The sequence below is a fragment of the Pedococcus aerophilus genome (genome assembly GCF_039532215.1).
In the GTDB taxonomy this organism is placed as follows: Bacteria; Actinomycetota; Actinomycetes; order Actinomycetales; family Dermatophilaceae; genus Pedococcus; species Pedococcus aerophilus.
Map to the genome: position 1 here is coordinate 1,240,607 of NZ_BAAARN010000001.1, position 22,447 is coordinate 1,263,053.

The window sequence follows — 22,447 nt, forward strand, 5'->3', positions numbered from 1 at the left end:
CGCGGCTCAACGCACCTGCACCTTGAGCAGCCGCAGGGCCGGGTGGTGGGTCTCCACCTCGTACGTCCCGGGCTGGTCGGTGACGAGGTCGAGCGTCGCCGGCTCACCGGCGACGAGCTCGGCCTCCTTCTCGAAGCCGTGGGCGTGCAGCTCGTCGTCGTGGTCGCTGGTCACCGTGAGCCGCAAGGTCTGACCCACCCCGAGCTCGACGACGGACGGGCCCGGGTCGATCTTCTTACCGGTCACCGTGACCGAGAGCTGCTTGGCTCCTGCCGGCAGTCCGTCCGCCGCGGCTGTCGTGGGAGCCGTCGTGGGCGCCTGCGGCACCTCCGTGGCCGAGGGGCTCGTCGAGGGGCCGGCGGCCCCACCGGTCGCCGCCGTGGCGGCGGGCGCGGCGGGCGCGGCGGGCGCGGCGGGCTCTGTGGCCGAGGAGCAGCCGGCTAGCGCCAGTGCCGCGACGGCGGTGACGACTCCCCGGCGCAAGAGGGCGGAACGGTGGGTGTGCAGCATGGTTCGGGTCATGGGTTCCTGGCCTTTCGGTGGCGGAGCAGGGAGCGGGTGAGGGGGTAGCCGAGGACCGCCACGAGGGCGGCAGCGACGAGGGCCAGCCACGGGGGGCCACCCCCGTCGTGGCGCGCCGGCTCGGCGAGGACCGGGTCGGCGACCGTAGGGAGGGGGGTCGGGTCGGCGGCGGTGGTGGGGCTGCCGGCGGCACCTGTCCCGGCGGCGACGGTGAAGGTGAACGTGTCCGAGACGGGGTGCCCGTCGTCGGACGTGACCCTCCAGTCGACGCGGTACGTGCCGCCGCCCAGACCGGCACCCAGCGTCTGCCGGACCTCGTCGTCGACGACACGGGCCGGGCCGGTGGACACGACCTCGCCGTCGGGCCCGGTCACGCGCACAGCCGTGCCGACCCCGATCGGCGGCTCGTTGAACCGCAGGACCACCTCCTGAGGTGCGGACGCCACGCTCGACGCGGCGGCCGGTGTCGTCGACCGGAGCCGGGCGTGGGCGGCCGCCGGGCCCGCGGCGGCGACGCCGGTGGCCACCACGGCCACCGACGTCACCAGCAGGGCGAGGGTGCGGCGCAGCGACGCCCTGGGCCGGGAGGTGCCGGGTCGGGCGGAGCGCGTCACGCCTCCACCCGGCGACGGCGAGCCACGACCTGGGCGCCGATCCCGAGCAGGGCGACGAGGAGCGCACCTCCCGCGAGCCCTCGGGCCACCGGGTCGGTGGGGTCGGCGTCGGCCCCGACGGGCGCTGCCGCCTCGGCACCGGCTGTGGTCGCGGCCACGGGGTTACCCCCGTCAGCGGCGGCGGTCACGTCGAACTGCGGAGCCGGGTGCTCTGGCTCGGGGTCACCCGCGGCCTGGGGGGTGGCCCACTCGACGACCTCGCCGTCGCTGTAGGTCTGCGCCACCGGTAGCACGACGGTGCCGGACGTCGGCAGTGGTCCGGCACTGACGGCGAACTCCTGGTACTGCCCCGGCGCGATCGCCTGGTCGCCGGTGGCGGTCCAGGTCACCGTGCGCGCAGCCTTGGTGAGCGTGCTGCCGTCGAGGGTCACCGGCGTGGGGAGAGTCGCCTCGGTGACGGTGGCGGTCCAGCCCGGCAGCGGCCGCACCGACACGTGCCGGAACGGCTGGTCCTGAGGGAGTGTGAGCACCACCTTCGTCGTCGAGGCGTCGTCCGACTCGTTCGGCACCCTGAAGGTCAACCCGGCGTAGCTGCCGGCGACCGTCGAGTCCGGCTTGACCCTGACGTGGGCCGAGGCGGGGAGGGCCGAGGCGGCCAGCACGGCCAGGGCCAGGGCGGTGGCGGGGGTGGTGCGCGCGCGCAGGCGCGTGGAAAGAGGGTTCATCGAGGTGGGTCCTTCGTCTGGTGCGCCGGGACGCCGAGGAGCGTCACGGGCGCGGGAGTTCGGTGGGTGAGGTGGGCACCCGGCCGCGCTCCGCGCCATACGCACCCGTGCGTCAGGGACGCTGACGAGGGAGGAGGCGTTCGTTCAGGAGGTGGCCGGGGCGGGCGACCACGGGGGCCCCCGACGACCGACGTCACCGGGCACGACGACCGGGGCGGTGGGCGCCAGGAGGGCACCGAGGACGGTCGCCGGACGCAGCGCCGTGGGCAGCCGGACCGGAGCCGGCGGGGTCGGCCACACGAGTCCGGCGAGGAACCACACGGCTGCTTCGCCGCGCGCGAGCAGGAGGGCCAGCAGGACCGCTGCGCCGGCGTGCGCCACGACCATTCCCGCGCCCGCGAGCCCGTGGTGCGGCATCGCCGCCATGCCGGCGGCCCCTGCCTCGGCGCACACGGTGCTCGCCCCGTTCGTGAGGTGGTCGGCGTGGGCGTGCACGACGGTGACGCAGCTGCCGGCGGTGCTGGCGTACGAGAATGCTTGGTGCAGAACGAGTTGCGAGACCCCGAGCGCCGCGACCAACGCGGTGCGGCCGAGGCGCCGGTGGGTCACGAGGACGCCGACCCACCACGTCGCGAACAGCAGAGCCGCCGCACCGGTCGCCGAGGGGGCGTTGCCCCCACCGACCAGGTGGGCACCGAGCGAGAGCCCGTATGCCGCAAGCGCCAGACCGAGGGCACGCGCGAGCCGCAGTGTCCCCGTCCCTGCCGCGACCATGCGCACCAGAGTACGCACCGCGCCCGCGAACACCGCAAAGCCCCGCGCTCCGCGGGCCTGGCAACGGCAGCAGTCGTGGCGGCCGGTCAGGCGGGGGCCATCGCCTCCAGGACACCGGCAAGGGTGCGCGGGCTGAACGGCTTGATGACGTACCGGTCCGCCCCGGCGTCGAGTCCGCTCTGGCGGTCCTCGGGACGGGCCATCGCGCTGAGGAAGACGATCGGCGTCGACCGGAGGAAGGCCTCGCGCCGTAGGGACCGGCAGACGTCGAGACCGGTCACCCCCGGCATCACCACGTCGAGCACGATGACGGCGGGATGAAGGCCCCCGGCCAGCAGGGCGAGCGCGTGCTCGCCCGACTCCGCGGCGACCGGGTCGTAGCCGGCCATGCGAGCGGTGAGGGACACCAGATGACGGATGTCGGCGTCGTCATCGACGACCAGCGCCACTGCCATGGTCGTGCCTTCCTGTCGTTTGAGCTGACCTGCCTGACCCCCGATGACAACGATGTCATCGAACATCTCCGTGCGTGGACGTTTGGCCGGAGGCCGTCGCGAAGAGGTCCGAACAGCCGACCCCGCACCGCCTCCAACCGGGCAAGTCCGACACCCGCCCGCCCCCTGGCAGCCCGTTCGCCGACCCCGGCGTACTCGACCTACCCTCACGTGAGGGTAGAGTCATCCCCCGGACCACCCTCGAGCCAAGGATGCGTGTGACCTCCCCGCCCCGTATGCAGATCGGTGACGTCGCCGACCGCACGGGACTGTCCCTGCGCACCATCCGCCACTACGAGGAGGTGGGACTGCTGCCCGAGTCCCGCCGCAGTTCGGGCGGCTTCCGTCTCTACGACGAGCAGGCCGTCGCGCGGTTGCTGCTCATCAAGCGGATGAAGCCCCTGGACTTCTCGCTCGAGGAGATGCGCGACCTCATCGACCTGCGCGACCGGCTGACCGGACCCGACCTGTCGTCCGCCACCCGCGCCGACCTGCGCGAGCGACTCGCGAGCTACCACGCCCTCGTCGACCAGAAGCTGACCCGGCTGCGCCAACAGGCGGACAGCGCGCAGGCCTTCGCCGACCAGCTCGCCGCCGAGCTGGCCTAGCCCAGCCCCACCGCGCCATACCCCCTTTTCCCCCGACCTCAGGCCCCGCCACGACGACGTGCCGGGCCAGGCCGCCCCGCGGCCCCGAACCCACGTCCCAGGAGCACCATCGTGTCCGCCCCACCCGCACCCACCGCTGCCCCGGCCGCCCGCACGGCCGTCGAGGACGTCACCTCGGTCCGCGCCGCCCTGCGGTCACCGAAGCGTCTGCGCACCGAGGTCCTCGCCGGCCTCGTCGTGGCCTTGGCGCTGATCCCCGAGGCGATCTCGTTCTCGATCATCGCCGGGGTCGACCCGCGCGTCGGCCTGTTCGCCTCGTTCACCATGGCCGTCTCGATCGCCTTCCTCGGCGGCCGTCCGGCGATGATCTCGGCCGCCACGGGCGCGGTCGCCCTCGTCATCGCTCCGGTGATGCGCGACCACGGCATCGACCACCTCATCGCGACCGTGATCCTCGGCGGCCTGATCCAGGTCGCGCTCGGCGCCCTGGGCGTCGCGAAGCTCATGCGCTTCATCCCCCGCTCGGTGATGATCGGCTTCGTCAACGCGCTGGCCATCCTCATCTTCCTGGCGCAGGTGCCGCACCTCGTCGGCGTGCCCTGGGCGGTCTACCCGCTGGTGGCGGTGGGCCTCCTCGTGATCGTGCTCCTGCCGAGGCTCACCACCGCAGTGCCCGCCCCCCTGGTCGCGATCGTCGCGCTGACGGTGTTCACCCTCGCCACCGCACTGGCCGTCCCGACGGTGGGCGACGAAGGCACCCTGCCGGACAGCCTGCCCACACTGGGCCTCCCGAACGTCCCGCTCACCCTCGAGACGCTGTCGATCATCGGGCCGTACGCGCTGGCCCTCGCGCTCGTCGGGTTGATGGAGTCGCTGATGACGGCCAAGCTCGTCGACGACGTCACCGACACCCGCTCGGACAAGACCCGTGAGGCGTGGGGGCAGGGCGGCGCGAACATCATCACCGGCTTCTTCGGTGGCATGGGCGGCTGCGCGATGATCGGCCAGACGATGATCAACGTGAAGGCCTCGGGGGCACGGACCCGCATCTCGACCTTCCTGGCCGGGGTGTTCCTCCTGGTCCTCGTCGTCGGGCTCGGCGACATCGTCGGCAGGATCCCGATGGCCGCCCTCGTCGCCGTCATGGTCATGGTGTCCGTCGGCACGATGGACTGGCACAGCCTGCGGCCGGCCACGCTGCGACGTATGCCGCGCAGCGAGACCCTCGTGATGGTCACGACCGTGGCCGTGGTCGTGGCCACGCACAACCTCGCGATCGGTGTCATCGTCGGTGTCGTGGTCGCCATGGTGCTGTTCGCCCGCCGCGTCGCTCACGTCGTCGAGGTCATCGACGTCGGCCACCCCGACGAGCACACCCGGGTCTACGCCGTCGTCGGCGAGCTCTTCTTCGCCTCGAGCAACGACCTGGTCGACCAGTTCGACTACGTGGGCGACCCCGCCAACGTGGTCATCGATCTGTCGCGGTCCCACATCTGGGACGCGTCCACCGTCGCCACTCTCGACGCGATCACCACGAGGTATGCCGCCAAGGGCACGAGCGTGACGATCCGCGGCCTCGACGAGGCCAGTCAGGAGCGCCACGCTCGCCTCGCGGGACACCTCGGCGCAGGGCACTGACGCCGGAGAGAGGAGACTGGCTCGTGACGCAGGTCGTCGGAGCCGTCGAACCGCCTCCGGTGACCGCACCCCCAGCACTTCGCACGACCACCACCGCACGACGCAGGACAACCCGAAGGACACCGATGAAGACTGAACAGCACGCACGTCGTGCCCACTGCACCCCCACGATGGGAGCCCGACGATGAGTCGCCGCAGCTCAGGACGTGGCCGCCGCACCAAGGACGCCCTCGCTCCCCTCCCGAAGGGCGGTCTGCGGGTCGTTCCCCTCGGCGGGCTCGGTGAGATCGGCCGCAACATGACGGTCTTCGAGCACGAGGGCCGCCTGATGATCGTCGACTGCGGCGTGCTTTTCCCCGAGGAGCACCAGCCCGGCGTCGACGTGATCCTGCCCGACTTCAGCTGGATCCGAGACAGGCTCGACACAATCGACGCCATCGTCCTCACCCACGGTCACGAGGACCACATCGGCGGTGTGCCCTACCTCCTGCGCGAGCGCAGCGACATCCCCGTGGTGGGCTCGAAGCTCACGCTGGCCTTCATCGAGGCCAAGCTCAAGGAGCACCGCATCACCCCCACCACGGTCGAGGTGCGCGAGGGCGACCGCCGCACCTTCGGGGCGTTCGACTGCGAGTTCATCGCCGTCAACCACTCCATCCCGGACGGCCTCGCGGTCGCCATCCGTACCGCTGCCGGCCTGGTCCTGCACACCGGTGACTTCAAGATGGACCAGTTCCCGCTCGACGGCCGGGTCACCGACCTGCGCGCGTTCGCCCGACTCGGCGAGGAGGGGGTGGACCTCTTCCTGTCCGACTCGACCAACGCCGAGGTCCCCGGCTTCACCATCTCCGAGGGCGAGCTCTCCCCCGCCATCGACACGGTCTTCCGCACCACCAAGGGCCGGGTCATCGTCTCGAGCTTCGCCAGCCACGTGCACCGCATCCAGCAGGTGCTCGACACGGCGCACGAGCACGGCCGCAAGGTCGCCTTCGTCGGCCGCTCCATGGTGCGCAACATGGGGATCGCCTCCGAGCTCGGCTACCTCAACATCCCGCAGGGCCTGGTCGTCGACCTCAAGAAGCTCGAGAACCTCCCGGCGGACAAGATCGCCCTCATCTGCACCGGGTCGCAGGGTGAGCCGCTCGCGGCGCTGTCCCGCATGGCCCGTCGCGACCACCCGATCGAGGTCACCGAGGGGGACACCGTGCTGCTCGCCAGCTCGCTGATCCCCGGCAACGAGAACGCCATCTACCGCGTCATCAACGAGCTGACCCGCTGGGGCGCGAACGTCGTCCACAAGGGCAACGCCAAGGTGCACGTCTCCGGACACGCCAGCGCCGGCGAGCTCTCCTACTGCTACAACATCATCAAGCCCCGCAACGTGCTCCCGGTGCACGGCGAATGGCGCCACCTCCGCGCCAACGCCGACATCGCGATCCGCACCGGCGTGCCCGCCGACAAGGCCTTCATCGCCGAGGACGGGTCGGTCATCGACCTCGTCGCCGGCAAGGCGCGCGTCAGCGGAAAGGTCCAGGCCGGCATGGTCTACGTCGACGGCGGTGCCGTGGGCGGTGCGACCGAGGAGACGCTGCACATCCGCCGGACGCTGGCCGAGGAGGGTGTGCTGACGATCGTCTGCATCGTCGACCCGGACACGGGCAAGCTCACGGAGGACCCCGACTACATGGTCCACGGCCTCGCCACCGGCACCATCGACTTCACCGACGCGACCGCGGCCATCCAGCAGGCGCTGTTCAAGGCGTCCAAGGACGGCGTGGAGGACCTCGACCAGATCGAGGAGCTGGTCCGCAAGGCCACCTCCAACTGGGTGCACCGCAAGCACCGCCGCAGCCCACTGATCATCCCCGTGATCGTCGACGCCTGATCCACCTGCGGGTATGGCGCGTGACGGTCATTCGTCGCACGCCCACCGGCCCCGCGCCATACGAACGCCGCGCCGCCCGACCACGGTCAGGGGGCGCGGCGTTCGCGCACGGTCACGCGTCGGCGACTCCGGCGAGGGGCAGGGTGAAGGTGAAGCACGCACCGCCGTCCGCGCCGCTCCCGGCGCGCATGTCGCCGCCGTGCAGCCGCACGATGTCCCTCGAGATGGCCAGTCCCAGGCCCGACCCCTGGTGCGAGCGGGTGTCGGTCGCGTCGACCTGCACGAACGGCTCGAAGATCTTCTCGACCATCTCTGCGGGGATGCCGGTGCCGTGGTCACGCACCTCGATCGTGGCCCACGTGGCGTCCGTCGTGACGTCGAGGTCGATCGTCGCCCCGGCCTCGGAGAACTTCGATGCGTTGACCAGCAGGTTGGCCAGCACCTGGACGATGCGGTCGGCGTCGACCCCGACCACCACCGGGGTCGGCGTGTAGCTCAGGCCGACCGACGCCTTCTTCAGCGCGGCCTCGGAGTCGAGGGCGGCCGCGGCGACGAGGTCGTCGACCGAGACCTCGGCCGGGTGGAGCACCAGCCGCCCGGTGCGCAGGCGCTCGGCGTCCAGGATGTCGCTGACGAGGCGGACCAGGCGGTCGGCGCTGGTGGTCGCCAGCTCGACCATCCGCGCCGCCGGGGCCGGGAGCTCCCCCGCCGCCCCTCCGCTGAGCAGCCCGAGCGATCCCCGGAGCGAGGTGAGGGGGGTCCGCAGCTCGTGGCTGACCATGGCGGTGAACTGGTCCTTCATCCGCTCCACCTCCCGCACCCGACCGATGTCGCGGATGATGACCACCGCACCGGCACCGGTCCGCATCGGGGAGACCACCCACTCGACGTCGAACCGAGTTCCGTCGTCACGCCGGTAGGCACCCCGCTCCGGCAGCCCGCGCGCCGTCGTGGGGTCGAGCCCGGCGGCCGACACGGCGCCGGACAACCTCAGGACGTCCTTGTCGGTGTGCCCGAGGATGTCGTCGCGTGAACGCCTGACCAGGTCCTCGCCCGCGCGGTTGACGAAGGTGATGACGCCCTCGCCGTTGACGCCGAAGATCCCCTCCTCGACCGAGTCGAGGACCGCGCCCATCCGATCGGTCAGCTCCTGCAGGGCCGCTGCCTGGGACGCGAGGTCGTCCTCGGCGTAGTGGCGCTCCACGCTGCGGCCCAGGTGCACACCGACCTGGCTCATCACGTCGGTGACGGCGGGGTCCTCGGTGACGACGGCGCTGGAGAACATCTCCAGGACGCCCACGGCGACGTCCCGCACCCGGATCGGGAGCGCGACAGCCGTCTGGAGTCCGAGCGACTCAGCAGCCCGGTGCCACTGCGGCGCGCCCCAGTCCTTGGTGGTGCCCCAGGCGGGGAGCCCGCTGTCCATGGCCCGGCCGACCACGGCCAGGTCCGCCAGCTCCGAGGCCTCGGTGACTCCCCGGAACTCGGTGTCGTCCAGGGCGGCGGACGCGGCCCACATGTGGGTGGAGGCGACGGTTCCGGGGCGGGGGGCGAGCCAGGCGTGTCCCACGTCCCAGCCACCGAACTCGCAGAGCGCTTCCAGCGTCCGGGCGACGGCCGCCTCGACACTCGCGGCGGAGTTGGCGGCAGCAGCCGCGGTGCCGAGGAGCTCCAGCACCCGCTGCTGGGTGGTCAGGGCGTCGGCGGCGGTCGCGAGCTCGCGCTGGAGCGCGCGATCTGTGGTGACGTCGCGGAAGCTCCACACGCGACCCACGACCTGGCCCTCCAGCAGCTGTGGCTGCGAGTACCGCTCGAACGTCCGACCGTCCTTGAACGCGATCTCGTCGAAGCTCGTCGCACCGACGTTCTCGTAGAGCGCCGCCACCCCGGCCACGAAGGCCGACGGGTCGACGAGCTGGTCGAGCACCGAGGCCATCACCGCGTCGTCGTCACCGGCCTCCAGCAGCTCGGGGCTGACCTGCCACATCGTGGCGAACTTCTGGTTGTGTCCGACGACGTGACCGGCCTCGTCGACCACGAGCAGACCGTCGACCGTGGACTCGAGGGTCGCGGCGAGCAGGGCGGCCGACCTCAATGAGCGGGACCGGTCGACCAGCATGCGCTGCGCCTGCAGGCTCATGGCACAGAGCCAGTCGACGGCGTCGTCGACGTCCGCGGACGGCACCGCCACGATCGTCACCGTCCCGGGTTCCTCGCTCCCGCAGTCGCGCACGTGCTCGACGGCACCGGCCGTGTCCGGGTAGCTGCCCGAGGCCGACGGGTCGATCGCCACGAGGACGTCACCACCGCACACCACCTCGCAGCGCAGCGCCATGCACATCTCGCCGGAGGCACGGACGAGCGGCCGCAGGCAGTCGGCCAACCCCGCGCCCCCGCTGACCATGTCGACGAGGTGGCCGTGCGCGGCCACCTTCAGCTCCGACCGGCGCAGCGAGGTGACGTCGACGAAGACCCCGTCGAAGACACGCCCCTCCACGGGGTCATCGACGACGTTGGCCTCGTCGAGGACCCACACGAGCCGGCCGTCGTCGCGGACGATGCGGTACTCCGACACCAGCTCGCCGCGTCGGAAGCCGATCTCCTCCTGGCGCAGTGCCGCGTCACGGTCCGCCGGGTGCAGGTGGTGGGACCAGTAGTCGTCGTCCTCCAGGATCTCGGTCGCGGTCGCCCCGAGGACGTCCTTGACGCCACCGGCGACGGCCAGGAACCGGCCCTGCTCCCCCGGCACCGCCCGGTACGTGACGACGCGTCGGATCTGGGACTCGACCTCGGGCAGGACGTCATGGGCGCGGGGATGTTCGGCTGTGGGGCTCACCTGCACCATTCCTCCCTGCACCGTCCTGCACGGTCACCGCCAGGCCCGATCGTAGAACCGCGAGAGACGTCCAGGCCGCTATTGCCCGAACACCGCGCGGTGGGGCCGGTGCCCACGCTCTCGCCGGTGGCTCCGCGACCACGGCCACATAGACGTGGTGACGCTCGGCGGCTTCACCCTTGGCCGAGGCGTCTTCGAGCTGGGCTGGCGCTGGTCCGACGACGTCAAGCCCATAGCCGGGACGGAGTCGTGCCCGGTCCACCACACCGGGAAGTGCCGGTCCGGGCAGATGACCGTGCGATTCACGGACGGCACCGAGCTCGAGGTGGGTCCGGGGGACGTCCTGGACATCTACCCCGGCCACGATGCCTGGACCGTGGGCGAGGAACCCTACGTCCTGGTGGACACCGGAGTCGCCGCGTACGCGGTCCCCAGCTGACCGACCGGACCTGTCACGAACCTGCTGTCCCCGCGTAGCACGAGGCGGGCCTCCGACGCCCCGCCGGCGTCGTGGCAAGGGCGGCTCGGGCATGTCAGGCGAGGGTGAGGAAGAGCTTCTCCATGGTGGCCTGGTCCTCGGCGTTGATGCCGTCGGGTGAGGACATGCACTCACGCATTCCGGAGGACACGATGGCGAAGCCGGCGCGGTCGAGGGCACGGTTGACGGCGGCCAGCTGGGTGACGACGTCGCGGCAGTCGCGGCCTTCTTCGATGAGGCGGATGACGCCGCCGAGCTGGCCCTGCGCGCGGCGCAGGCGGTTGATGACAGGGGTCATGTCGTCGGTGTTGAGGGTGACCATGGGAGTGCTCCTGGGGCTCGTTGGTTGCGGCTGCGTGTGGCGCGATGGTCCGGCTGGGTCAGGCGGTCAAGGAGTCGAGGGCTCCGATGAGTCTCTCGCGGGCGTCGGCGGCGACATCGGTGAGGCTCTCGTTGCGGGTCATGGTGACCATGACCTCGGGGTCCATGGCTTCGACGAGGGTGGTGGTGTCGTCGACGGCTCGCACGACGACGTTGCACGGCAACAGCAGCCCGATGGACGGTTCGGCCTGCACGGCTGCGTACGCCAGCGGGGGCCGGCAGGCGCCGAGGATGACCTGGGCCGGGATGTCGGCGTCGAGCTTGGCCTTGAGGGTCGCGGCAAGGTCGATCTCGGTCAGGACGCCGAAGCCTTGGTCGGCCAAGGCCGCCCGGGTGGCCTCGAGCGTCGGTGCGAACGGCTGGTTCACGGTGGCGGTCAGGGCGTAGCTCACGGGGCGAGTCTCCTTCGTGTGTGCGGGAGCGGCAGGCGGGCTGACTCAGGCGAGCTCGTTCTGCCGGGCGAGCTGGGCGCGGATGGCGTCCATGTCCACGGCATGAACTTGATCAATGACCCGCTCGAGGCCGGCTGCGGGCAGCGCTCCGGTCAGGATCGTGGTGCTCATGTGGGTACTTCCTTGTTCTGCTCAAGTGAGCATACCTACTGGGGTATGCAACCTTCTCCCGGTCTCAGCCATTCCCATCGCCTCAGCAGATACCCGATGGGGCACATCACGCACGCTCTCCTCGATTTGACTGGAATGCCCCCGGGGGTACTACCGTTGGAGTCATCAGATACCCCGCTGGGTATCGGAGTCCAGATGAAGGCGAGCAGTCAGATGTCCGAGGTCAGCCTCGATGCGTTCACCGCAGCCCACGCCGACGGCGCATGCGTCATCGACGTCCGCGAGCCCGGCGAGTACGTCGGTGGTCACGTCCCCGGCGCTGTGCTGATGCCGATGGGACAGCTGTCCTCGCGCACGTCTGAGCTCGACCGGAACCGCCCCGTGTACGTCATCTGCGCCGGCGGCAACCGCTCCGGCGCCATGACCGACTACCTCGTCCACGCCGGCTTCGACGCCCTGTCCGTGGCGGGCGGCACCGCCGCCTGGGTCACCAGCGGCCGCGCGGTCGTGACTGGTCAGCGCCCCACCGCCTGAGCGCCTGAGCGCCTGACCGCCGACCCTCCTCACGACCCGATCCCGGAAAGGACCACCCCATGAACACCAGCACGAGCACGACCGTAAGCACCCCGGTCATCATCCCCATCGACACCCCCACCCTCGGGGACCGCTCCTACCTCGCCCATGACGGCCAGGTCGCTGTGGTCATCGACCCACAACGCGACATCGACCGGGTCCTGGCCCTGGCGTCCGACGCCGGTGTGCGCATCACCGACGTCTTCGAGACCCACATCCACAACGACTACGTGACCGGTGGGCTGGCCCTCGCGCAGGCGACCGGCGCCCGCTACCACGTCAACGCGGCCGATGACGTGGCCTACGAGCGCTCCCCCATCAGCGACGACGATGTCGTCGAGGTGTCCCCCACGATGCGGGTCCGCGCCATCGCCACCCCCGGCCACACCTTCACGCACCTGTCCTACGCCCTTGAGGCTGCACCCGGTGATGGTGAGGCATTCGAGCCGGTCGGCGTCTTCACCGGTGGGTCGCTGCTCTTCGGCGCCACCGGACGGCCGGACCTGCTCGGACACGACCACACCCACGACCTGGTCCACCACCAGTTCGCCTCGGCGCACCGCCTCGCCGAGGAGCTGCCCGAGCACACCCACGTCCTGCCCACCCACGGCTTCGGGTCCTTCTGCTCCACCGGTTCCACCGGTGACACCACCGCCTCCACCATCGGTGACGAGAAGCGCCAGAACCCCGCCCTGACCCGAGACCAGGAGCGCTGGGTCGCCGACACCCTGGCCGGCCTGGACGCCTACCCGGCTTACTACGCCCACATGGCCCCAGCCAACGAGGCCGGCCCGAGCGCGCCCGACCTGACCGCGCCGCAGACGGTCGACAAGGTCACCCTCGCTGCGCACATCGCGGCCGGAGAATGGGTGGTCGACCTGCGCACCCGCACCGCGTTCGCCGCCGGCCACGTCACCGGCACCCTGAACTTCGGCCTCGACGGCCAGTTCGCCACCTACCTCGGCTGGCTCATCCCGTGGGGCACGCCACTGACCCTGCTCGGCGACAGCGCGGAGCAGGTCGCCGACGCGCAGCGTGAGCTGGTCCGCATCGGCATCGACCACCTCGAAGGCGCCGCGACCGGCACCCCGGACCAGTGGACCGACAACCCGCTCGGAAGCTTCGAGCGGGCCGTCTTCGCCGACCTGGCCCAGGTCCGTCACCACCGGCCCGTCACCGTCCTGGACGTCCGCCGGGCGTCGGAGTTCGACGACGGGCACATCGACGGCGCCGTGAACATCCCGCTCCACGAGCTGCTTTCCCGCATCGGCGACGTCCCAGCCGGTGAGGTGTGGGTGCACTGCGCCGGCGGCTACCGCGCCTCCATCGCCGCCTCCGTCCTCGCCGCCCGCGGCATCCCGATCGTGGCGGTGGACGACAGCTTCGGGGAGAACGCCGCCAGCTCCGGCATGCCCATCACCGCAGCAGCCTGACCACACCCGACCTGACCACCGATCCTTCGCACACCCTCACCCAAGGAGAACCACCATGTGCCGTCCCGTGAACTGCAAGGTCTGCGGCAAGACCACCTGGGCCGGCTGCGGCCAGCACGTCGACCACGTCATGGCCGGCGTTCCCCGCGCCGACCGCTGCCCTGGCCACAGCGCCGACGAGTTGGCCGCATCTGGTGGCGGCTCGTTCCTCGGCCGCCTCTTCGGCCGGAACTGACCCGCACAACCCCCTCAGACCGGGCGCCGGCCGTCGTCCCCCCTGTCCGGCGGCGCCCTGACCGGGACGCGCACCCCCCTGCTGCGTCCTGGTCAACCCGTCGGGGGTCGGCCCCCCTGCGCCTGCCCCCGACGGGCCAACAAAACCTAGGAGAGAACACCTACCGTGTCGCCCTTGGTACTACCCCTTGGACTGCTCATCGGCCTCGCGCTCGGTGCGCTCGGCGGTGGTGGGTCCATCCTCACCGTCCCCGCCCTGGTCTACCTGCTCAGCCAGGACCCGCGTGCGGCCACGACCAGCTCGCTGCTCATCGTCGGAGCCACGTCCCTCATCGCCCTGGTCCCGCACGCCCGATCCGGCCGGGTCCGGTTCGGTCAAGGCCTGATGTTCGGCGCCCTCGGTACCGCAGGGTCTTTCGCCGGCTCAGCACTTGCCGCTCACGTCGACCCACAGGTCCTGCTGACCGCGTTCGCCGGGCTCATGCTCGCGGTCGCCACGCTGATGATTCGCCGCTCACTTCTCAGCACCGGCGTCGCGGGTGACCTCGAGGACCCCACGGTTGAGCCCATCCTCACGTTCAACCCCATCACGTGCGCCTGCCCTCGGCTGGCGAAGGTCGTGGTCACCGCGACCGCGGCGGGCCTGCTCACCGGGTTCTTCGGCGTCGGCGGCGGATTTGTCCTCGTCCCGGCACTCGTGCTGGCCCTGTCGTTCCCGATGCCCGTCGCCGTCGGCACCTCCCTGCTCGTCATCGCGGTCAACAGCGCCACCGCCCTGACCGCCCGCATCACCGTCGGCAGCACCCACCTGGACTGGAATCTCATCGCCGGGTTCACAGCCGCTGCCGTCGTCGGGAGCCTGTTCGGCGGACGCATCACCTCGCGCGTCAAGCCCTCCCACCTGACGCGTGCGTTTGCCGTCCTGCTCGTCGCCGTCGCGCTGTACACGGCTGCACGCAGCGTCCCCGCCCTGTTCTGACCCGCGCGCGTCTGCGGCGTGAGTTCCTCACGGGGCAGACGCATGCCCACACCGTCACGACCTGCGCCGGGACCGACCCGGCGCGCCCTCGAAAGGAACCCATGACCTGCCCCACGAACACCACCCCGACCGGCGCCCGGCTGCGCCGCCCGGCCGCCCTGGACGCTCAGGCGGTCCAGGACTGGCTCACCGCGACGGACGGACCCCGACTGCTCGACGTGCGCAGCCCCGCCGAGTTCACGACCGCGCACATCCCCGGGTCCTACAACGTCCCCTTGGACCTGCTGCGCGAACACGCAACGGAGCTACGCACCCATCTGGGAGACGACGTCGTCCTGGTCTGCCGCTCCGGTGCCCGCGCCGCCCAGGCTGAAACCGTGCTTGCCACCACTGGTCTGGAGAACCTGCACGTCCTGGCCGGTGGCATCACCGCCTGGGAAGCCGTCGGTGGCCCCCTGACGCGCGGCGCGCAGACGTGGGAACTCGAACGGCAGGTGCGCCTGGTCGCCGGCAGCATCGTGTTGGCCGGGGTGCTGACCAGCACCGTCGTCCCATGGACCAAGTGGATCTCTGCCGGCATCGGTGCGGGCCTGACGGGAGCAGCCGTGACGAACAGCTGCGCCATGGGCATGCTGCTGTCCAAGCTGCCGTACAACCGTCGCAACGCCCTTGAGCTGGCGGCAGTCCTGCGCGACCTGCGAGACGACCTGTAGCCCGCGGAAGGAGCAGCGCTTCGGCAGATGCGGCAGCGCAGAGACAGCAGAAGGCCCGGACCAGTGGTCCGGGCCTTCTGTCGCTGACGCGTTGGTAGCGGGGGCAGGATTTGAACCTGCGACCTCCGGGTTATGAGCCCGGCGAGCTACCGAGCTGCTCCACCCCGCGTCGGTGAACCCAACCTTACGGGACGCCTGCCGCCATCTCCAAATCGTCCCCGACGCGCCATACCGAGGAGTGCCCGGACCGGGTCACAGAGGCTGGCGACCGGCCCACGGGCCGGTCGCCAGCCTGCTGTCACGGGGTCGTCGCGCTCGGCGCCGGCGTGGTCGCGCTGGCCGACGGAGACGGCGACACGGTGACGCTGCCGCCCTTCGGCGAGGCGGCCACGGCCCGCTTGATCGCGTCGTCGAGCTTCTTCTGCGCCGTGCCGTAGGCCGCGAAGTCGTTCTTGCGCAACGCTTCCTGGCCTTCGGCGTACGCCGCCTGGATGTCGGCGAGCGCGGCGGCCAGCGCAGCCGGGTCGGCCACCCCCGTGCCACCGGACGGGCTCGACGTGCTCGGGCTGGGCGTCGGGGTACCGCCGCTGGTGCTCGGGCTGGGCGTCGGGGTCGGCGTGCTTCCCGTGCCCGTGCCGCCACCGGTGCCGGAGTCACCCGCGGTGGCTCCAGAGTTTCCGCCGAAGAGTCCGTCGAGGGCTCCGTCGAGGGTGTCCGACCACGCGAGCTTGTTGCCGAACGCCACCACCGTGGCGCGGGACAGCGGGAACGCCGTGGTGCTGTTGGCGCTGACGTAGATCGGCTGGACGTAGAGCAGTCCGCCACCGACCGGGAGGGTCAGCAGGTTGCCGAGCGTCACCCGCGAGCCCTGCTGGCGCGCGTTGTTGAGGAACTGCGACAGCGTCAGGCTGAACGCGGCCGAGGTCTGGTTCGACGAGTTGATGTCGTTCTGGACCTGGCCGGGTCCTCGGACCTGGCTGTCCTTCGGGAGCTCGAGCAGGCGCAGCGTGCCGTAGTCGGCGCTGGGCTTGCCCGCCGTCGTCCCCGCGTCGGCGTCCACCGACAGGAAGCCCGAGAGCACCTGGCGGTCACCGACCGGCTTGAAGGTCGTCGTCAGGGAGAACTTGGCAGCGTCCTGGTCGGGCATCTTCAGCGTCAGGTAGTACGGCGGCTGGTCGACGTTCCGCTGCTCCTGGGCCGGGTCCTCGGGGACCTCCCAGAAGTCCTGGCCGCCGTAGAAGGAGGCCGCGTCGGTGACGTGGTAGCGGGTGAGCAGCTGTCGCTGGACCTTGAACAGGTCCTCGGGGTAGCGCAGGTGCGACATGAGGTCGCCGCTGATCTCCGACATGGGGCGCACCGTGTTGTCGAAGGCCGCGCTCCACGCCTTGAGCACCGGGTCCTTGTCGTCCCACGAGTACAGCTTGACCGAGCCGTCGTACGCGTCCACGGTCGCCTTGACCGAGTTCCGCATGTAGTTGACCTTGCCCACGCCGATCGCCTGGACGGCGCTGGAGCGCGCGGTGACGGAGTCGGACGTCGCGCTGTCGACCTCGGTCAGGCGCGAGTACGGGTAGTCCGCCGAGGTGGTGTAGCCGTCGATGATCCACTGGATCCGGCCGTCCACCACCGCGGGGTACGGGTTGCCGTCGGGGGTCAGCCACGGCGCCACCCGCTCGACGCGCTCGAGCGGCTCACGGTGGTCGAGGATGCGGCTGTTGTCGGTCACCGCGTCCGAGAGCAGGAGGTTGAGCTCGCGGTACTTCAGGGCGTACGCGGCCTGGCGCGGGAAGGAGCTGAGCGCGACGCCACCCTTGCCGGAGTAGGTGTTGTTCTTCTGCCCGGCAGCGCTGTTGTCGGGGTAGTCGAACTCGCGCGGCGAGGCACCTGCTGCCGCACCCACGATGGAGTAGGTCGGCGACTTCTCACCGAAGTAGACGCGCGGCTCGTACTCCCCGAGGGCGCCCGACGGCGGGATGTTGCGCTCGTAGAAGACCGGCTCACCGTCGGCCGTGCGCTGGTTCCCGTACGCGGCGACGGCGCCGTAGCCGTGGGTGTAGACCGTATGGTCGTTGAGCCAGTTGCGCTGGTTGTTCGGCACCCCGGCGAGGTCGAGCTCGCGGACGGCCACCACGGTGTCGCGGACCTTGCCGTCGACCTCGTAGCGGTCGACGTCGAGGGCGTCAGGGAAGGCGTAGTAGGACTTCACCGACTGGAGCTGCTTGAACGTCGGCGACACCACGATCGGGTCCACCAGGCGGATGCCGGGGATCGTCTCCGCGTCGTCGCGCAGCTGGCCCTGGCTGGCCTCGGTCGTCGCCGTGTACGGCGTGGTCTTGATGTCCTCGATGCCGTAGGCGGCGCGGGTCGCCTTGATGCTGCGCTCGATGTACGGCTGCTCCAGCGACTTCTCGGACGGGCGCACCTGGAAGCGCTGGACCAGCGCCGGGTAGATGTTGCCCACGACGAGGGAGGTGATGACGAGCAGCGCGACACCGACGACGGGCAGGCGCCACGAGCGCGTCCAGATCGAGGCGATGAAGATGCCCGCCACCATGATCGCGGCCACGGCCAGGATCGCCTTGGCCGGCAGGACCGCGTTGGCGTCGGTGTACCTGATGCCGGTCAGCAGCGTGGAGTCCTTGGTGGACAACGAGTAGCGGTCGAACCAGTAGGTCGCTGCCCGCACGAGCACGAGGACCGCGACGAGGATCGCGAGGTGCGTCCGGGTGGCGCGAGTGGTGCGCTCGGCTCGCGTCTGGATCTGGAGCCCGCCGTAGACGTAGTGCGTGAACGCCGCGGCCAGCAGCGCCATGACGAGGGCCATGGTGAGGAAGCCCAGCAGGAACCGGATCCACGGCAGGGTGAAGACGAAGAAGGACAGGTCGAGGTTGAACTGCGGGTCCTTGGTGCCGAACGAGCTGCCGTTGCGCCAGAGCAGGAACGTCTGCCACTGCCCGGCGGCACCGGTGCCCGCGAGCAGGCCGAGGACGGCGGGGACCGCGATGATCGCGACCTTGCGCAGCGGCTCGATGGCCTCGCGGTACTGGTCGAGGCTCTGCTGCTGGGCCGTGACTGGCGCGTAGATCGGGCGCGTGCGGTAGGCGATGAGCAGGCTGGAGGCCACGAGAGCCGCGGTGATGACGAAGCCGATGACGAACAGCACGACCTTGGTGACCAGCTGCGTCGTGAAGACGTTGGTGTAGCCGACCGACTGGAACCACAGCACCTCGGTCCACAGCGATGCGCCGATCGAGCCGAGGAAGCCGAGGACCACGAGGATGAGGATCGTCGGCGCCAGCGGGCCGCGACGCCTGCGGAAGTTCAGGGTCGGGGGGCGACGACCGCCGGCCCCTGCCCCACCGGGTCGCGGCGTGCCCTCGCCCCGACCGCCTTCGCCGCCCGGTCGGTCCTGCCCGAACCACTCTGAAGAACTCACTCCACGCCCGATCTGCCTCGCCGCCTCCCACGATGGGGGCCTGCTGGTAGTGGGACCAACTTACCGAGCGCTGCTGTGGTTCCCACGCCCGCCTGCATCACGCCTTGGTGTCGGCTGGCAACCCGCTGGGTATGCCGCGTGCCCACCTCGTGGACAACCCTGTCGGTCCCCCGTCGGCACGGCCGCGGGTGCCGTGCGCGCCGACGCGCCCGGATGCGGCACGATGGGCGCGTGAGCCAGACGTCCCAACCTGTCGCCGACCCGCTGTCCATCGCTGCCCTCGACACCGAGAAGCACGTCGCAGCCTCCGGCTGGGACCAGAACCCGCGACTCTTCGCCCTGGTGCCGACCTCCGACCTGGTGGCCCGCGAGCCGCACCTGCGCGCCCAGCTCAAGGGGGCCGACCTCGCCGAGGGCGCGCTCAGCGCCATCGAGCAGGAGGACCTGCCGAAGACCTCCAACCTCGAGTCGCTCCTCGGCGGCATCGCCTGGCCCGAGAGCGTCGTAGGCGCAGCCCTGGCCGTCGAGCGGATCGTCGTGCCGCCGGAGGCCGAGCGCGACCTCCCGGTGCACGCCGAGTCCGCCGTCGACGCCCTGGCGGCCCACCCCAAGCGTCAGGACGTCCGACTCCTCGTCGCGGTCACCCGTGACGGCCAGAGCCGGTGCCTGCTGCGCCAGCGCGCCCACGACCGCGACGACCAGGTGGCCCTCGGCGAGGACATCGCCCCGGGCCTGGTCCACGCGCTGCGCGCCACCCTCCAGGGCTGACCGACTACTTCGTGCAGGTCGGCAGGCTGTCGGCCCGCCCGGCGGCGATGGCCTCGACCGAGTTCTTCGCCTCGTCGAACGTGCTTATCCGCACGACGGTCAGGCCGTCCGGCACGTGGTCGACGACCTCGTCGCAGTTGTCGGCGGGCGCGAGGAAGAACTTCGCTCCCCCGTCGTGCGCCCCGACGAGCTTCTGGCGGATGCCACCGATCGGCCCGACGGTGCCGGCGGCGTCGATGGTCCCGGTGCCGGCGATCTTCTTGCCACCGGTCAGCGCGCCGGGGGTGAGGCGGTCGTAGACGCCGAGTGCGAACATCGTTCCGGCAGAGGGCCCGCCGACATTTCCGGCGTCGATCTTCACATCGATCGGGAAGTCGAACCGCGTCCCGAGGAACACCCCCACGGTCACCCGTCCACCGGAGTCCCGGGTCTTCGCGGCGACGTCGACCGTCTCGCTGCCGCGCTTGAGCCGCAGCTGCACCGTCTCGCCCGCGGTGTGGGTGCCGATGGCCGCCCGGATGGACTCGGGGCCGTCGACGGTCTTGCCGTCCACGGCGAGCACCTCGTCGCCGGCCTTGAGCAGGGCGGCCGACGGAGCGTCGTCGGCGACCTGGCCGATGACGGTGTGCGTGGTGACCTTCTGGCCGGTCGCCTTGAGCGCGACGGCGATCGCCTCCTGCTGGGAGTCGATCATCTCGGCGGTGCTCTCCTCCTCCACCTGTTTGTCGGTCACGCCCTTGGGGAAGTAGACCTCCTCGTCGACGACCTCCTCGCTGGGGTCGATGGCGCCCTTGAGGACGTCCCATACGGTGACGCGGTAGCCCGGACCGCCGGACACGCGGACCGTGGTGAAGTCGAGGGCCCCCTCGGTCGGGTACGTCTGCGCCCCGGCCACCGTGATGAGGTCCTTGCCACCGAGCTGGCCGAGCGTGTTGGTGATCGGACCGGGCTTCATCACGACGTAGGGCAGCCCGACCAGCGTGGACAGTGCCCCGAGGGCGATCGCGAGGAACAGGCCGATGAGGCTGGCCGACGAGCGCCGACCCAGGCGGTAGGGGTCGGAGTGGCCCGGTCCCCCACGCTGTCCCGGCTCGGTGATCGGGGACGGCGTCATACCGGGTGAGCTCACGGGAGGCCCACCCACTCGTCCGACCCGTCGGTGAACTGCTGGTGCTTCCAGATCGGGACGGTCGACTTCAGGGTGTCGATCAGGTCGCGGCAGGCGTCGAACGCCTGCCCGCGGTGGGGCGCGGACACGGCGGCGACGACGGCCATGTCACCGATCTCGAGGTGACCGACGCGGTGCACGGCACCCAGACGGGCGACGGGGTGGCGCTCGGCCACCTCCTGGCAGACCTTGGCGAGCGCGTCGACGACGCTGGGGTGCGCCGAGTAGTCGAGGGCGGTGACCGGTGCCCCGTGGTCGTGGTCGCGCACGACCCCGACGAACAGCGCGATCCCGCCGCACTGGGGGTGCCGCACGAGGCCGAGGACCTCGTCGACGCTGAGCGCCTCGTCACGGACGTCGCAGAGGACGACCTCCGCGCTGGTCGACAGCTCGCTGGTCGACCCCGTGGTCGGCTCGCTCATCCGGTCACACCCTTCTTGCGGCGACGCCGCATGATCGCCGCGGTCCCCACGAGGGCGACCGCGGCACTGGCCGCCCCCAGGGCGGCGTCCTTGCGATCCAGGCGTCTCGCCGCGACCGCGTGTGAGCCCCTGATGGCGTCCAGCAGGACACCGAGGCACGTCTCATTGTCATGGACCGGCACCCAACCGCGACCCAGGAGGGTCTCGGAGGACACCGCCCACGGGAAGGCCACGAAGGCCAGGTCGCTGGCGGGAGCCGGCAAGACCCCAACGCGGTGGAGGCGGTCGGCAGTTCCCATCGCGGCGTTCAGGCTGAGCTCGACCTGGCGCATCCCGGTGAGCCGCTCGAGGTCGCCCTGGGTCAGGTGACCCGGTGCCCCGACGGACACCGCACCCTCGACACCACGCGCGACGACGACCGCCACGGCGGACCCGAGGTCGTCGACGTGGCAGAACTGCCACGCCGCGTCGGCGCCGCGCACCGTCAGCAGCCGGGGCGCCTCGAAGTGCCGTGTCGTGACGGTGTCGACGCCGTCGCCGACGAGCGCCGCCGGGCGCACGACCGTGAGGCGCAGACCGGGGTGGACGTCTCGAGCGACGGCCACGAGCTGCTCGACGTCCATGAGGTCGCCGACCTGCCCCTCGTCCGCCGGCGCACGCAGCGGGGCGTCGTCGGCGAGGGGCACGGGGTTGTCCGGGAGGGCGCCGTACACCTGCGCCCCGGTGACCACGACGAGGTGCCGCACGCCCGCCGCGGCGGCCGCGGTGATCACGGTCTGCGCGCGCCGCAGATTCCGCTCGCGGCGCGGTCGGGTGCCGAGCGCCAGGTCCTGCTCGAGGTCGGTGCTCGCTGCCACGTATGCCGCGGCGTGGACGCCGGCGAGCGCCTTCACCAGCGCGGGGTCGGCCGGGTCGGCGAGGCGGAACTCGACCCCGCCGACGGTGGGGCGTTCGGTGTCGACGGCCACCACCGTGCCGATGCGCGACTCGGTGCCGGGCTCGCCGGGGGCGGCGTGCCCGCGCGCTGCCGCGGTGAGCAGGGCCCGGAGGACGGCTTCGCTGGCTGCGTCGGCGGTACCCACGACGGCCACGTCGATGGCGCTACGCCGCGAGCGAACGCCGCCCGTTCCGGCGCGGGCTGGGGAACTCACCGTGGCCTCCGCGTGGTTGTCTAAGGAAAGCCCATCCTCTCAGGACCGCCGA

The 22,447-nt window shown here is 71.3% G+C and carries 23 protein-coding genes and 1 tRNA gene; 10 read left to right on the plus strand and 14 right to left on the minus strand.

All coding sequences use genetic code 11. The features are described from left to right. Positions 1-6: 6 nt before the first annotated feature. The 5 genes from ABD286_RS05805 to ABD286_RS05825 all read right to left on the minus strand — a co-directional run bounded on the left by ABD286_RS05805 (position 7) and on the right by ABD286_RS05825 (position 3,090). Positions 7-522: a cupredoxin domain-containing protein gene (locus ABD286_RS05805; protein WP_344191167.1), complete on the minus strand. Its 516-nt coding sequence runs from the start codon at positions 520-522 to the stop codon at positions 7-9. Beyond that, positions 519-1,136: a copper resistance CopC family protein gene (locus ABD286_RS05810; RefSeq protein WP_344191168.1), complete on the minus strand. Its 618-nt coding sequence runs from the start codon at positions 1,134-1,136 to the stop codon at positions 519-521. The genes ABD286_RS05805 and ABD286_RS05810 overlap by 4 nt, the downstream gene beginning before the upstream one ends. After that, positions 1,133-1,861: a YcnI family copper-binding membrane protein gene (locus tag ABD286_RS05815; RefSeq protein WP_344191169.1), complete on the minus strand. Its 729-nt coding sequence runs from the start codon at positions 1,859-1,861 to the stop codon at positions 1,133-1,135. Before ABD286_RS05815 ends, ABD286_RS05810 begins: the two co-directional genes overlap by 4 nt. Positions 1,862-2,005: 144 nt before the next feature. After that, positions 2,006-2,635, minus strand: a complete 630-nt coding sequence (locus tag ABD286_RS05820; RefSeq protein WP_344191170.1) for a hypothetical protein — start codon at positions 2,633-2,635, stop codon at positions 2,006-2,008. Between the two features lie 86 nt (positions 2,636-2,721). Next, positions 2,722-3,090, minus strand: coding sequence for a response regulator transcription factor (locus ABD286_RS05825; protein ID WP_344191171.1), 369 nt, complete (start codon positions 3,088-3,090; stop codon positions 2,722-2,724). Between the two features lie 251 nt (positions 3,091-3,341). Between ABD286_RS05825 and ABD286_RS05830 the strand changes: the two genes are divergently transcribed. The 3 genes from ABD286_RS05830 to ABD286_RS05840 all read left to right on the plus strand — a co-directional run bounded on the left by ABD286_RS05830 (position 3,342) and on the right by ABD286_RS05840 (position 7,260). Next, on the plus strand, positions 3,342-3,737 hold the full coding sequence (locus ABD286_RS05830; protein WP_425565317.1) for a MerR family transcriptional regulator: 396 nt from the start codon (positions 3,342-3,344) through the stop codon (positions 3,735-3,737). 111 nt (positions 3,738-3,848) lie between these two features. After that, complete coding sequence (locus ABD286_RS05835; protein WP_425565318.1) at positions 3,849-5,375, plus strand: SulP family inorganic anion transporter; 1,527 nt, start codon at positions 3,849-3,851, stop codon at positions 5,373-5,375. Between the two features lie 184 nt (positions 5,376-5,559). Then, entirely contained in the window at positions 5,560-7,260 is a 1,701-nt protein-coding gene (locus ABD286_RS05840; RefSeq protein ID WP_344191172.1) for a ribonuclease J, read from the plus strand. 112 nt (positions 7,261-7,372) lie between these two features. Here the strand turns inward: ABD286_RS05840 and ABD286_RS05845 are convergent, their stop codons facing one another. Next, positions 7,373-10,096, minus strand: coding sequence for an ATP-binding protein (locus ABD286_RS05845; RefSeq protein ID WP_344191173.1), 2,724 nt, complete (start codon positions 10,094-10,096; stop codon positions 7,373-7,375). A 157-nt stretch (positions 10,097-10,253) separates the two neighbouring features. Here ABD286_RS05845 and ABD286_RS05850 point away from each other — a divergent pair, with 157 nt between their 5' ends. Beyond that, positions 10,254-10,535, plus strand: a complete 282-nt coding sequence (locus ABD286_RS05850) for a cupin domain-containing protein (RefSeq protein ID WP_344191174.1) — start codon at positions 10,254-10,256, stop codon at positions 10,533-10,535. A 94-nt stretch (positions 10,536-10,629) separates the two neighbouring features. Here the strand turns inward: ABD286_RS05850 and ABD286_RS05855 are convergent, their stop codons facing one another. From ABD286_RS05855 to ABD286_RS05865, 3 genes are read right to left on the minus strand one after another with little or no spacing between them, the layout of a single operon-like run. After that, on the minus strand, positions 10,630-10,896 hold the full coding sequence (locus ABD286_RS05855) for a metal-sensitive transcriptional regulator (protein WP_056920565.1): 267 nt from the start codon (positions 10,894-10,896) through the stop codon (positions 10,630-10,632). Between the two features lie 58 nt (positions 10,897-10,954). Next, positions 10,955-11,347, minus strand: coding sequence for a DUF302 domain-containing protein (locus ABD286_RS05860; protein ID WP_344191175.1), 393 nt, complete (start codon positions 11,345-11,347; stop codon positions 10,955-10,957). Between the two features lie 45 nt (positions 11,348-11,392). After that, positions 11,393-11,518: a hypothetical protein gene (locus ABD286_RS05865; protein WP_344191176.1), complete on the minus strand. Its 126-nt coding sequence runs from the start codon at positions 11,516-11,518 to the stop codon at positions 11,393-11,395. Positions 11,519-11,713: 195 nt separating this feature from the next. On the opposite strand from ABD286_RS05865, the gene ABD286_RS05870 reads away from it, so the two are divergent. The 5 genes from ABD286_RS05870 to ABD286_RS05890 all read left to right on the plus strand — a co-directional run bounded on the left by ABD286_RS05870 (position 11,714) and on the right by ABD286_RS05890 (position 15,450). Then, on the plus strand, positions 11,714-12,052 hold the full coding sequence (locus ABD286_RS05870) for a rhodanese-like domain-containing protein (RefSeq protein ID WP_344191177.1): 339 nt from the start codon (positions 11,714-11,716) through the stop codon (positions 12,050-12,052). Between the two features lie 59 nt (positions 12,053-12,111). Then, positions 12,112-13,524 (plus strand): rhodanese-like domain-containing protein, encoded by a 1,413-nt coding sequence (locus ABD286_RS05875; RefSeq protein WP_344191178.1) that lies wholly within the window; start codon positions 12,112-12,114, stop codon positions 13,522-13,524. A gap of 55 nt (positions 13,525-13,579) precedes the next feature. Continuing rightward, positions 13,580-13,759 (plus strand): hypothetical protein, encoded by a 180-nt coding sequence (locus ABD286_RS05880; protein WP_344191179.1) that lies wholly within the window; start codon positions 13,580-13,582, stop codon positions 13,757-13,759. Between the two features lie 165 nt (positions 13,760-13,924). Next, on the plus strand, positions 13,925-14,737 hold the full coding sequence (locus tag ABD286_RS05885) for a sulfite exporter TauE/SafE family protein (RefSeq protein WP_344191180.1): 813 nt from the start codon (positions 13,925-13,927) through the stop codon (positions 14,735-14,737). 101 nt (positions 14,738-14,838) lie between these two features. Then, on the plus strand, positions 14,839-15,450 hold the full coding sequence (locus ABD286_RS05890; protein WP_344191181.1) for a rhodanese-like domain-containing protein: 612 nt from the start codon (positions 14,839-14,841) through the stop codon (positions 15,448-15,450). A gap of 92 nt (positions 15,451-15,542) precedes the next feature. Here ABD286_RS05890 and ABD286_RS05895 read toward each other — a convergent pair. Both ABD286_RS05895 and ABD286_RS05900 read right to left on the minus strand, forming a co-directional pair. Continuing rightward, a tRNA-Met gene (locus ABD286_RS05895) sits at positions 15,543-15,619 on the minus strand. A 129-nt stretch (positions 15,620-15,748) separates the two neighbouring features. Next, entirely contained in the window at positions 15,749-18,886 is a 3,138-nt protein-coding gene (locus ABD286_RS05900) for a UPF0182 family membrane protein (protein WP_344191182.1), read from the minus strand. Positions 18,887-19,099: 213 nt separating this feature from the next. Here ABD286_RS05900 and ABD286_RS05905 point away from each other — a divergent pair, with 213 nt between their 5' ends. Further along, on the plus strand, positions 19,100-19,654 hold the full coding sequence (locus tag ABD286_RS05905; protein ID WP_344191183.1) for a PPA1309 family protein: 555 nt from the start codon (positions 19,100-19,102) through the stop codon (positions 19,652-19,654). Between the two features lie 4 nt (positions 19,655-19,658). Here the strand turns inward: ABD286_RS05905 and ABD286_RS05910 are convergent, their stop codons facing one another. The 3 genes from ABD286_RS05910 to ABD286_RS05920 are packed head-to-tail and all read right to left on the minus strand — an operon-like array spanning position 19,659 to position 22,335. Further along, on the minus strand, positions 19,659-20,783 hold the full coding sequence (locus ABD286_RS05910; RefSeq protein WP_344191184.1) for a YlbL family protein: 1,125 nt from the start codon (positions 20,781-20,783) through the stop codon (positions 19,659-19,661). After that, positions 20,780-21,244, minus strand: coding sequence for a molybdenum cofactor biosynthesis protein MoaE (locus ABD286_RS05915; protein ID WP_344191185.1), 465 nt, complete (start codon positions 21,242-21,244; stop codon positions 20,780-20,782). Before ABD286_RS05915 ends, ABD286_RS05910 begins: the two co-directional genes overlap by 4 nt. Further along, positions 21,241-22,335, minus strand: a complete 1,095-nt coding sequence (locus ABD286_RS05920; protein ID WP_344191186.1) for an NAD(P)H-binding protein — start codon at positions 22,333-22,335, stop codon at positions 21,241-21,243. Before ABD286_RS05920 ends, ABD286_RS05915 begins: the two co-directional genes overlap by 4 nt. Positions 22,336-22,447 lie beyond the last annotated feature (112 nt).